A 12,314-nucleotide genomic window follows, 5' to 3' on the forward strand; every position below is an offset into this window, starting at 1 on the left:
GTGGCGTGGACGGTGCCTGAGTTGAGCCTGTTGTGACGGGACCGCTTGCCGAAGGCGATTTCTTCGGCAAATCTGCCCGCCATGGTGGAACTTCCCGAAGTACCTGACGCATTTGATCAAGGCACGCTTGAGGCGTGGTTGAACGCCTGGCCCGAAACCGACGGGCCGGGTGGCATGTCCCGTCAACAGGCCGGGGCCTGGATCGCATCGCGTGCCTCCGCGCGGGTTCTTCCGATCCTCTGGAATTGGGTGCAAACGTCTGACATTGCGCGAAACCGTGATTTAACAATTGTGCCGTTTGTGCGTGCAAGTCTGATCTCGGGGGTCGCGGCGGTGTATCCGACCCCCGAGATCAGCAACGCCGCCCGCGCCGCCGCCAACGCCGCCGCCAACGCCGCCCGCGCCGCCGCCGCCCGCGCCGCCCGCGCCGCCTACGCCGCCGCCGCCAACGCCGCCAACGCCGCCGCCCGCGCGGCCGCCGCCCGCGCCGCCGCCGCCAACGCCGCCCGCGCCGCCAACGCTGCCGCCCGCGCCAACGCCGCCGCCCGCGTCAACGCCGCTTCCGCTTGGCATTTTGTTCGGAGCGATGCCGGTGTCCTCCAATCCGGACGGGAGCTTCGCGGCGAACTGCTGTGGCCGCAGGCCGACGGAACTCCGCAGGAGAACTCTGATGCATGGAAGGCTGTTCGCGACCGTCAATCGGCTTCTGCGGCAGCCGATCCGGTCCTGAATTTCTGCCTGGACTGGTACGACAGCCTCGTCGCCGGCCGCTGCAACTGGCCGCTTCTCCACGACATCGCGCTGATCGATCCGGAGATCTGGGACGCGGAAGGGGAAAGGCTGGCGGAGGCGATTGCCAAGGTCGTTGAAGAGCACTCACGTCAGCAGGACGAACCTGAAGACATCGACGAAGCGCTGGCACGGCTGCCGCGTGCTGATGCTGGACTCCGGGAAACCGTCAAACGCGCACTGGAGGTTAATCGGCGGGAGCTTCCTCCAACCATAGATGCGCTTCAGGAACTGGTCGTGCTGGAACTGGAGAGGTTGCGTTCGAAGAACGTGGCAGACGAGATCGAAGCGCAGGAAGTCAGGCGTCAGATGATGGTTTATCTGACCATGTACGATGCGCTGGACAGGCTACGCCAGGCGGTTCCGGTCGAAGGTGCCGCCACCGAGGCGCAGGCTGAACAGGCCGTTGGTCTACTTCGTCTTTACGCCGACCGTTTCAAGCAGCTTCCAAGAGAGAAGGTCGATAGCGTGGCCGAAGGGGCCTGGAGCGCTGGCGTCGGAGTTCTTCAGGTTGGTCTGGTCTTTACGACCGGGTATCTGTTTTCGCTGGCTGGACAGTCGTTTGCGGCTGGCGCATCGGCGGCAGGGGTGGTTGTCGCTGGCAGCAAGGCGAAGCAGGTCATCAATACCGTACGTGCGATGAAGCGCCTTCCGCCAACGGAAGACTAACCGACCCCGCCCGCCCCCCCCCCCCAGGGCGGGCGCGATTTGATGACACGTTCAACGCTTCAGGCCCTGAACAAGGGCCGGTCCAGGCGCTGCTGCGCCCACCCTCGGGGTCAGGCGCGATCCTTGGGCTCGGTGGGTACGGTGGGGGAAGGCGGCGGGGTAAAGCCCGCCTGCCCGGCATCCGTAGGGTGCGTGGTTCCCACGCACCGTAACCTTTGTCCGGGGACTTGCCTCACCGTTCGCTCCCCGCTACCCGATCCCATGAACCGACGGGCGAGGGGCACATGAGCGATATCACCGATCTGCCGGAGGTGCGCGGCACCCTGACGCTGGGGCGCGAGATGGCGGGGCTGACCTGGCTGCGCGTCGGCGGACCGGCCGACGTGCTGTTCCAGCCGGCGGATGTTGAAGACCTCTCCGAATTCCTGAAGGCCCTGCCGGCCGGTGTGCCGGTCTTCCCGATGGGCGTGGGATCGAACCTGATCGTGCGGGATGGCGGTCTTCGGGCCGTTGTCATTCGGCTGGGGCGCGGGTTCAACGGGATCTCGGTCGACGGCCAGCGCGTTACCGCCGGCGCCGCGGCGCTGGACGCGCATGTGGCGCGGAAGGCGGCAGAGGCCGGGGTGGACCTGACCTTCCTGCGGACCATTCCGGGATCCATCGGCGGCGCGGTAAAGATGAATGCCGGCTGCTACGGGACCTACACGGCCGACGTCCTGGTCGAAGCCCGGGTCGTGCTGCGGAGCGGGGAGATCGTGACCCTGACGCCTGATGACCTGACCTTCGGCTACCGGCAAAGCGACCTGCCCGAAGGCGCGGTGCTGGTCGAGGCCGTGTTCGAAGGCCCCGAGGGCGATCCGGCCGAACTGCAAAAACGCATGGACGACCAACTGGCGGCGCGCGACCGCTCGCAGCCGGTGAAGGACCGCACGGCCGGGTCGACCTTTCGCAATCCGGCAGGATTTTCGTCCACCGGCCGCGCCGACGACACGCACGACCTGAAGGCCTGGAAGGTGATCGACGATGCGGGCCTGCGCGGTTTTGCCATCGGCGGCGCGCAGATGAGCGAGAAGCATTCCAACTTCATGATCAACACCGGCGGGGCATCGGCGGAAGATCTTGAAACGCTGGGCGAACACGTGCGGAAAAAGGTTTACGAAGCAACGGGCCTCACGCTAGAGTGGGAAATCATGAGGGTCGGCGAACCGGCCCCTGGCAGGCAGCACGTTCCCACATTCGAACCGGATCCGGCAAAGATCTGAAGAACTTGCAGGCCTGAGAAGGACCAGTTTCGCGCGCATTTCCCGAAGGCAACGGGCGCGTGCGGACGGACGGCAAAGAACACGGACCGCATCAAAGGTCCGGCACAAGAACGAGGCAGCACGTGGATCGGTCGGGCAGGACAGATCCCAAGGTTGTGGTACTGTTGGGTGGGCCTTCCGCGGAACGCGAAGTGTCCCTGTCCTCCGGACGCGAATGCGTCGCCGCGCTGAGGGATGAAGGGTTTGAGGTGGTCGAGCTTGATGCCGGCCCCGACCTTGCCGCATGCCTTCAGTCCGAAATGCCTTGTGTCGTCTTCAATGCGCTGCACGGTCGCTGGGGCGAAGACGGGTGTGTCCAGGGCGTCCTGGAGTGGCTGAAGATCCCCTACACGCATTCGGGTGTCCTGTCCTCGGCCCTGGCGATGGACAAGCAGCGGACCAAGACGGTCTATCAGGATCACGGCCTGCCGGCCGTGGATTCGATCCTTGCACCCAAGGCTGAGGTGGCAAAGGCCCACCTGATGGCGCCGCCCTATGTCGTGAAGCCCTACAACGAAGGATCGTCGGTCGGTGTCTATATCGTGCAGGAGGCCGCCAACCGTCCGCCCGAGATGGGGCCCGAGATGCCAGGAACCGTGATGGTCGAGGCCTTCGTGCCGGGCCGTGAACTGACGACAACGGTGATGGGCGACCGGGCGCTGGCGGTGACGGACATCATCACGACGGGCTGGTACGACTATCACGCCAAATATGCGCCCGGCGGATCGCGCCACGAGATTCCGGCGAACATCCCGGCCGAGATCGAGGCGCTGTGTCTGGACTACGCGTTGAAGGCACACCGCGCACTGGGCTGCCGCGGCATCAGCCGGACCGATTTCCGCTGGGACGAGGCGAAGGGCGTCGACGGGCTGGTCCTTCTGGAAACCAATACCCAGCCGGGCATGACGCCCACCTCGCTGGCACCGGAACAGGCGGCGGCGATGGGGATCAGCTTCGGCAAGCTCTGCCGCTGGCTGGTGGAGGATGCCTCATGCGACCGCTAGGGCGTCCGGAACCCAAGCTGAAGGCGGATCCCGCGCCGTCGCGGATGAAGTACCGCCTGCAGCGCTGGTGGCTGACGCCGTCGATCCGGCTGACCCTGCGGGTCGGCCTGCCGCTGGCCATCGTCGGCGGTACGGCCTTCACGATCCTGTCCGACGAGGTGCGGCGCAACCGCGTCTATGACGCGGTGATGGACGCGCGGGCCGTCGTGTCGGAGCGCCCCGAATTCCGCGTGGGTCTTCTGGCGGTGGACGGGGCCAGCCCCGGCCTCGACCGTGCGATCCGCGACGAGCTGGCGCTGAACCTGCCGGTCAGTTCCTTCGACCTGAATATCGACACGCTGCGCCAGCAGATCGAGGCGATGCCCTCGGTCGAATTCGCGGGCGTCCGGATCCGTGCCGGCGGCGTCCTGCAGGTCGAGGTCAAGGAACGCGTGCCAGTTGCCGTTTGGCGGTCCGAAGACGGGCTGAAACTGATCGACAAGACCGGCGCCGCGACGCTGACGGTGGCCCTGCGCAGCGAACATCCCGAACTGCCGCTGATCGCCGGGGCAGGTGCCGACCGCGTTGTGCCCGAGGCGATGGCCCTGATCGCCGCGGCCCATCCGCTGGACGACCGCCTGCGCGGTCTGGTCCGGGTGGGCGAGCGGCGCTGGGACATGGTGCTGGACCGCGGTCAGCGGATCATGCTGCCCGAACGCGATTTCGTGCCGGCGCTGGAACGCGTGCTGGCGCTCGACAGTGCCCGGGACCTTCTGGCCCGGGATGTCACCGTCGTCGACATGCGGCTTGGCGAACGTCCGACCATCCGGATGGCCGAAGCCGCGGTCGGAGAACTTCAAAGGATCAGAACCCTCAACGGAACGAAGCCGTAACGCCATGATGACCGATCTCTACCAATCCCAGCGGGCCATGCGACAGATGCGGCGTCAGGCGCTTCAGCGCGGCGTGATCGCGATCCTCGATGTCGGAACCTCGAAGATCGCCTGCCTTGTGCTGCGCTTCGACGGGACGGCGCGAACGTCTTCGGAATCCGAGATCGGCGCCATGGCGGGTCAGTCGGGCTTTCGCGTCGTGGGCGTGGCGACCACAAGGTCCCGCGGTGTCCAGTTCGGCGAAATTACGGCCATGCAGGAAACGGAACGTGCGATCCGCACCGCCGTGCAGGCCGCCCAGAAGATGGCCGATATCCGCGTCGATCACGTGATCGCCTGTTTTTCCGGCGCGCGGCCGCGGTCCTATGGGCTGGATGCGCAGATCGACCTGCAGGATCAGATCGTGACCGAACCGGAAATCGCCCGCGTGCTGGCCGCCTGCGAGGTGCCGGATTACGGCGACATGCGCGAGGTTCTGCACGCCCAGCCGGTGAACTTTGCCTTGGACAACCGGTCGGGGTTGAACGACCCGCGTGGCCAGATGGGGCAGGTGCTTGCGGTCGACATGCACATGCTGACAGTTGATTCCGCGGCCGTCCAGAACCTGGTCCACTGCATCCGCCGCTGCGACCTGGAATTGGCGGGCATCGCCTCGTCCGCCTATGCCTCGGGCATTTCGACGCTGGTGGAAGACGAACAGGAACTGGGCGCCGCCTGCATCGACCTGGGGGGCGGGTCGTCGTCCATCTCGATCTTCATGAAGAAGCACATGATCTATGCCGACACCCTACGGATGGGCGGCGATCATGTGACCAGCGACATCTCGATGGGCCTGGGCGTGCCCATGAACAACGCTGAACGGATCAAGACCTTTTATGGCGGGGTGCATGCCACCGGCATGGACGACCGCGACATGATCGAGATCGGGGGCGAGACGGGCGACTGGGAACACGACCGCCGCACCGTCAGCCGCGCCGAACTGATCGGCATCATGCGTCCCCGGGTCGAGGAGATCCTGGAAGAGGTCCGCGCCCGGCTGGATGCCGCGGGCTTTGACCACCTGCCCAGCCAGCAGATTGTCCTGACGGGGGGCGGCAGCCAGATCCCGGGTCTTGACGGGCTGGCCAGCCGCATCCTGGGCCAGCAGGTCCGCCTGGGCCGCCCCTTGCGCGTCCATGGCTTGCCGCAGGCCGCCACGGGTCCCGGTTTTTCCGGCGCGGTGGGCCTCAGCCTGTTTGCGGCGCACCCCCAGGACGAATGGTGGGATTTCGAGATGCCTCTGGACCGGACGGGCGGAAAATCCCTGAAGCGCGCGGTGCGATGGTTCCGAGAGAACTGGTAAACCCAATATCTGGTTTCCCGTTCCAAATCCGGCGAAAACTCGCTGGAATCGGTCCATATTTTGCGCGGAATCACGTTTTTTCTAGTGACGTCAGGCTTGTGTGGCGGTAGGGTTACATTCAGGTTGGACACAAAAAACCCGTTCGAAAACGGGGCGGCAGAACAGGCGGAAGCACCGATGACACTGAACCTTTCGATGCCCGAGCAGACTGAACTGAAGCCGCGGATCACCGTTTTCGGTGTCGGCGGTGCGGGCGGCAATGCCGTAAACAACATGATCGAAAAGCAGTTGGACGGTGTCGACTTCGTGGTTGCGAACACCGACGCGCAGGCTCTGCAGCAAACCAAGGCTCCCGCCCGTATCCAGCTGGGCGTGAAGGTCACCGAAGGTCTGGGGGCAGGGGCCCGCGCGACCGTCGGCGCCGCGGCGGCCGAGGAAAGCATCGAACAGATCGTCGACCACCTGGCCGGCGCGCATATGTGTTTCATCACTGCGGGCATGGGCGGCGGCACCGGAACCGGCGCCGCGCCGATCATTGCGCAGGCCGCGCGTGAACTGGGCGTTCTGACCGTCGGTGTCGTGACCAAGCCCTTCCAGTTCGAAGGCGCCAAGCGCATGCGTCAGGCCGAAGACGGCGTTGACGCGCTGCAGCAGGTCGTCGACACGCTGATCATCATTCCGAACCAGAACCTGTTCCGCCTGGCCAACGAGAAGACGACCTTCACCGAAGCGTTTTCCATGGCCGATGACGTGCTGTACCAGGGCGTCAAGGGCGTGACCGACCTGATGGTCCGCCCGGGCCTGATCAACCTCGACTTTGCCGATGTCCGCGCCGTCATGGACGAGATGGGCAAGGCGATGATGGGCACCGGCGAAGCCGAAGGCGAAGACCGCGCCATCCAGGCGGCCGAGAAGGCCATCGCCAACCCGCTGCTGGACGAAATCTCGCTGCGTGGGGCGAAGGGTGTCCTGATCAACATCACCGGCGGTCCGGACCTGACCCTGTTCGAATTGGACGAAGCCGCGAACCGCATCCGCGAGGAAGTGGACCCCGAGGCGAACATCATCGTGGGCTCGACGCTCGACAGCGACATGAAGGGTGCGATGCGCGTCAGCGTCGTGGCCACCGGCATCGACGCCTCGGACGGTGCGTCCGAACAGTCGCATCCGCGTCGGTCCATGGCCGCGCCGCTGACCCCGGAATCCTCGCGCCCCGCGCCGGCCCCGACCCCGGAGCCCGAGCCGGTCTATGCCGAGGTCGCCGAGACCCAGGCCGAGTACGAAAGCTATGAGACCGCGGCCGAGGACGGGTCCGAAGGCTATCACCAGCACGACGCCTACGAGCGCCCGGCTGCGGAACTGGACGACTATCGCGAGGCTGCCGCCCATCGCACCGAAATGCCGGCCTTCCGTTCGCAGCACGACATGATGGAAGAGGAAGTCGACGCCTATGTCGCGCCGACCGTGGCACCCAAACCCGCGCCGCGCCCCGCGCCGCAGCCGGTCCACAACGTGGCGCCCGCGCAGCGGCCGCAGCAATATGCCACTCCGACGCCGGCCCGTGAACAGCGTGCCGCCCCGCAGCCGGCCGCCGAACAGCGCCGGTTCGGGCTGAATTCGCTGATCAACCGGATGACCGGACATGGCGGCGACGGCCAGGAACAGCCGGCCCAGCAGGTGGCCCGTGCCGCCGCACCGATGCATCGTGTCGAACCGACGCGCGGCGTGTCAGCCGAGGCCGAGGAAGAACAGGACCGGATCGAGATCCCAGCCTTCCTGCGCCGCCAGGCGAACTGAAACAGTTCAGAAAAGATGTGATCGGTCCAAAGTGACGTCATGTCAAAGCCGCCCCAAAAGGGCGGCTTTTCCTTTGATTTTAAACAATATTTATCCACTGCGCGGGTTCCCGCCCATGAACTTGTTTCGCGTGTTTCACACCGTTGCAAACTTTGAATTGAGGGTTCGCGGCAGTCTTATTACCTCTGCTTTCAACAAGTCCGCTAATGTCCGGACGCAGATTGACGGGGTTGCCTTGCAACAGACGCTTGGAAAATCGGTGAGCTTCTCGGGTGTTGGCCTTCACAGCGGCGCGCCCGTTCGGTTGGTGCTGCGCCCGGCACCGGCAGGCCATGGCATCTGGCTGCGGCGGACGGACGTGTCCGGCGCGGCGGCGATGATCCCGGCCAGCTGGGATGCCGTCGAACGCGGCCCGCTGAACACGAAGCTGGTGAACGAGGCCGGTGTCTTCGTCGGCACTGTGGAACATGTCATGGCCGCGCTGGCCGGGGCAGGGGTCCACAATGCACTGATCGAGATCGACGGCCCCGAGATGCCGATCATGGACGGTTCGGCCGCGCCTTTCCTGCGGGGCATCGTCGCCGCCGGTCTGCGTCGTCTGGACGCGCCGGTGCGCGCGATCGAGATCCTGCGCCCGGTTCAGGTCGAAGTCGGGTCTGCCCGTGCCGCCCTTCTGCCCGAGAAGACGCCGACCGACGGGTTTGGCAAACGGCTGGTGATGGAATTCCACATCGACTTCCCGGACGAGGCCATCGGCCAGCAAAGCCGGGTCCTGGATCTGCGCAACGGTGCCTTCAGCCGCGAGCTGTCGGATTCCCGGACGTTCTGTCGCGCCTCGGACATCGATACGATGCACGCGCAGGGCCTGGCCCTGGGCGGCACGATGGAAAACTCGGTCGTCGTCGACGGCCCGAAGGTCCTGACCCCGGGCGGCCTGCGCCACCGGGACGAGCCGGTGCGCCACAAGATGCTGGATGCCCTGGGCGACCTGTCGCTGGCCGGCGGTCCGATCCTGGGCCGTTACGTCGGCTGGCGTGCGGGCCATGCGGTCACCAACACGCTGCTGCGTCAGCTTTTCGCAACACCGGGCGCCTATCGGATCGTGGACTGCGACCCGATGACCGCGGCGGCGCAGCCCGGCGCGGGCCTGACCCGCGCCGAACTGCCCCACGACACGCGCCAGGCGGCCTGAGGTCGCCCGGCTGCGGTCTTTGGCACCCCGCGACACGTTCCTGCCTGTTTCCTGGGACGATGCCGTCGCGCGATTGCCGACGGCGCAAGGTCGGGTGGATAAAGCGTTTTGCTCCCTTTAGGACTGTGCTAGACGACGTGGGCGGGCGTTAAAGGTCCGGAAAGTGACCGGTGCTGCGGCACTGGGCCCGCTGGCAGCGAAGATCGGGGAAATGCAGGCATGACAGGCACAGGATCGCGCGGGTTGCTGAGCGGTTTGATGCGCGGTCTGGCGTGCATCTCTCTTCTGGCGATTCTCGGCGCCTGCAACGGGCTGGATCCGGCGGCCAACCGCGACCAGAATCTGGAAGGCTATACGGCCGAGCAGATCTTTGAGCGCGGCGAGTACGAGATGGAGCGCAAGCGGAACGACGATGCCGCCTGGTACTTCTCGGAAGTCGAACGCCTTTATCCCTATTCCAACCTCGCCAAGCGAGCGTTGATCATGCAGGCCTATGCCTACCACCAGGGCAAGGACTATGACGACAGCCGCGCTGCCGCGCAGCGTTACATCGACTTCTACCCGACGGACGAGGACGCGGCCTATGCCCAGTACTTGTTGGCGCTGTCCTATTACGATCAGATCGACGAGGTCGGGCGCGACCAGGGGCTGACCTTCCAGGCGCTGCAGTCTCTGCGCCGCGTGATCGAGGTCTATCCCGACAGCGAATACGCAACCTCGGCCATTCTGAAATTCGACCTGGCTTTCGATCACCTTGCGGGCAAGGAGATGGAGATCGGGCGCTACTACCTGCGTCGCCATCACTATACGTCTGCCATCAACCGCTTCCGCGTGGTGGTCGAGGACTTCCAGACCACGTCGCAGACGCCTGAGGCGCTACACCGCCTGGTCGAGGCCTACCTGTCGCTGGGCCTGGTGGACGAAGCGCAGACGGCCGGTGCGATCCTGGGTTACAACTACCAGTCCACGCAGTGGTACGAAGACAGCTACAAGCTGCTGACGTCCCGTGGGCTGAAGATGAAAAGCAGCGGCGACAACTGGCTGTCCCAGATTTATCGCCAGTCCATCCAAGGCAAGTGGCTCTGATCCGCCGGAGCGTGTAGGGAATCCCGGGACGCTCCGGTTCCTTGAGAGAAACGTTCATGCTGCGCGCGCTCGACATCCGGGACATGCTGATCATCGACCGGCTGGAACTGCAGTTCCGGCCGGGTCTGAACGTGCTGACGGGCGAGACGGGGGCGGGCAAGTCGATCCTGCTGGACGCCCTGGGATTCGTCTTGGGCTGGCGCGGCCGGGCCGAACTGGTCCGCCAGGGCGCCGAACAGGGCGAGGTGACCGCGGTCTTCGATCTGTCCGAAGATCACCCCGCACTGGCCGTCCTGGCCGAGGCGGGCATCCCTGCAGGCGACGAGTTGATCCTGCGCCGCATCAACGCCCCCGACGGCCGAAAGACCGCCTGGGTGAACGACCGCCGCTGTTCCGGCCAGGTCTTGCGCGACCTGTCGGATACGCTGGTCGAACTTCATGGTCAGCACGACGACCGCGGCCTGCTGAACCCCCGCGGCCATCGCGATCTGCTGGACACGTTTGCCGGGGCAGGGCCCGCGCGCGATGCAGTCCGCACCGCCTGGCGGGTGCGTCAGGCGGCCGTGACTGCGGTCGAGGACGCCAAGGCGGGCCTGGAAGCCGCGCGGCAGGAAGAGGACTTCCTGCGCCACGCCGTGGCCGAACTGGACAAGCTGGACCCGCAGGAAGGCGAGGATGCGGCGCTGGACGCCCGCCGCCGCACCATGCAGGCGGCCGAGCGCATCCGGGATGATGTCGCCCGCGCCCATGCGCTGCTGTCCGGCGACGGGGTCGAGGGGATGCTGGGCGACGCGATGCGCTGGCTGGAGGGCGCGTCCGAGGCCGCGGGCGAGGCGCTGGAAATGCCGATCGCGGCCCTTGGCCGGACGATGATCGAACTGGGCGAGGCGCAGGACGGCGTCGAACGCTGCCTGGAAGCGCTGAACTTCGATCCGAGCGAGCTGGAAGAAACCGAGGAGCGCCTTTTCGCCATCCGTGCCATGGCCCGGAAACATGGCGTGGCGCCCGACGCGTTGGGCAGCTTTGCCGACACGCTGCGGTCCCGGATTGCGGCCCTTGACGCGGGCGATGCCGACCTGTCGCGGCTGGAGGCCGAGGCGAAGGCCGCCGACCAGGCCTATGATGCGGCGGCCAGTGCGCTCAGCGCCCTGAGGGCCCAGGCCGCGGGCGGTCTGGACGCGGCCGTCATGGCGGAGCTGGCGCCGTTGAAGATGGACCGCGCGGTGTTCGAGACGCGGATGGAACCGGCCGAACCCGGTCCGTCCGGCCGGGACGCGGTGGCCTTCACGGTGGCCACGAATCCGGGCGCCCCGGCGGGGCCGCTGGACAAGATCGCCTCGGGCGGGGAACTCAGCCGGTTTCTTCTGGCGCTGAAGGTCTGCCTGACGGGCGAGGACAGCCAGCGCACCCTGATCTTCGACGAGATCGACCGCGGGGTCGGCGGGGCCACGGCCGATGCCGTGGGGCGCCGCCTGAAGACGCTGGCCGAAGGCGGTCAGGTTCTGGTCGTGACCCATTCGCCGCAGGTGGCGGCCCTGGGCGGCCATCATTGGCGGGTGGAAAAACGGGTCGTCGACGAACAGACCCTGTCGTCGGTGGTATCGCTCGATGCGCCCGCCCGCGTGGACGAGATTGCCCGGATGCTTTCGGGCGACCGCATTTCGGACGAGGCCCGCGCCGCGGCAAGGGCGCTGCTGGACGGCTGAGGCCGCGTCTGCGGATCGGGAGCGAGTGGCCGATGGATCTGCGGTTCCCGCAAATGCCGTCCGGTGCGCCGTCCCGGCCTGCGGCGCGCGGCGGTCCGTCAGGGCCGTGGGGCGGGTTCAGGGGCGGGATATCTCACAGATAACGTCCACTGGCCGCTTCGCGGAGGAGGCGCCGACCTGCGGAACGTCCCGGCTTTCCCGACAGGCGTTCGGCCGTGTCGGCCGCCGCCGGTTCCTGGCCTTTCCAAGAAAAAATCCCGCCGGACTTTGTCCGACGGGAAGGTGAGGGGTCGTTGAGGCAGTCTTGTGGATCCGTTCAGGATCCGTCCCGTCCGTGGACACGCGAGCGGCAACTTCGGGCCGGGACGGGGCAGTTGGAGCGGTCAGCCCGGGGATCGGGTATGGCCGCGCAGCGCGGGCTTCGCCGCGGCGTCGTCTTCGGCAGATTCATCCACCGGCGAGGACAGTGCCCAGAGCAGCAGTCTGACATAGGCTTTCTTCATGTCCCGGATCCTTTCCGTTCCGTACCGTTCCTGCAGGGGGCGGGGACCTGGGT

9 protein-coding genes are annotated in these 12,314 nt (G+C 66.3%); all 9 read left to right on the forward strand.

Annotation, left to right across the window (positions count from 1 at the left end):
- Positions 1–45 precede the first annotated feature (45 nt).
- The 9 genes from FQK05_RS25865 to recN all read left to right on the forward strand — a co-directional run bounded on the left by FQK05_RS25865 (position 46) and on the right by recN (position 11,758).
- Positions 46–1,458: a hypothetical protein gene (locus FQK05_RS25865; protein ID WP_199252659.1), complete on the forward strand. Its 1,413-nt coding sequence runs from the start codon at positions 46–48 to the stop codon at positions 1,456–1,458.
- Between the two features lie 293 nt (positions 1,459–1,751).
- Positions 1,752–2,720, forward strand: coding sequence for a UDP-N-acetylmuramate dehydrogenase (murB, locus tag FQK05_RS13480; protein WP_158967699.1), 969 nt, complete (start codon positions 1,752–1,754; stop codon positions 2,718–2,720).
- Positions 2,721–2,842: 122 nt separating this feature from the next.
- Positions 2,843–3,763, forward strand: a complete 921-nt coding sequence (locus FQK05_RS13485; protein ID WP_158967530.1) for a D-alanine--D-alanine ligase — start codon at positions 2,843–2,845, stop codon at positions 3,761–3,763.
- A complete protein-coding gene (locus tag FQK05_RS13490) occupies positions 3,751–4,635 on the forward strand; it encodes a cell division protein FtsQ/DivIB (RefSeq protein WP_158967533.1) in 885 nt (294 codons plus the stop codon). The genes FQK05_RS13485 and FQK05_RS13490 overlap by 13 nt, the downstream gene beginning before the upstream one ends.
- 7 nt (positions 4,636–4,642) lie before the next feature.
- Positions 4,643–5,977: a cell division protein FtsA gene (ftsA, locus tag FQK05_RS13495; protein WP_158967701.1), complete on the forward strand. Its 1,335-nt coding sequence runs from the start codon at positions 4,643–4,645 to the stop codon at positions 5,975–5,977.
- Between the two features lie 177 nt (positions 5,978–6,154).
- Positions 6,155–7,774 carry a cell division protein FtsZ gene (gene ftsZ / locus FQK05_RS13500; protein ID WP_158967535.1) on the forward strand — a complete coding sequence of 540 codons (1,620 nt, stop codon included), beginning with the start codon at positions 6,155–6,157 and terminating at the stop codon, positions 7,772–7,774.
- 235 nt (positions 7,775–8,009) lie between these two features.
- Positions 8,010–8,966 (forward strand): UDP-3-O-acyl-N-acetylglucosamine deacetylase, encoded by a 957-nt coding sequence (lpxC, locus tag FQK05_RS13505; protein WP_158967537.1) that lies wholly within the window; start codon positions 8,010–8,012, stop codon positions 8,964–8,966.
- A 258-nt stretch (positions 8,967–9,224) separates the two neighbouring features.
- Complete coding sequence (locus FQK05_RS13510) at positions 9,225–10,052, forward strand: outer membrane protein assembly factor BamD (protein WP_407644508.1); 828 nt, start codon at positions 9,225–9,227, stop codon at positions 10,050–10,052.
- A 56-nt stretch (positions 10,053–10,108) separates the two neighbouring features.
- On the forward strand, positions 10,109–11,758 hold the full coding sequence (gene recN, locus FQK05_RS13515; protein WP_158967541.1) for a DNA repair protein RecN: 1,650 nt from the start codon (positions 10,109–10,111) through the stop codon (positions 11,756–11,758).
- The last annotated feature ends 556 nt before the right edge of the window (positions 11,759–12,314 follow it).

This window comes from Chachezhania sediminis (assembly GCF_009765275.1).
Taxonomy (GTDB): domain Bacteria; phylum Pseudomonadota; class Alphaproteobacteria; order Rhodobacterales; family Rhodobacteraceae; genus Chachezhania; species Chachezhania sediminis.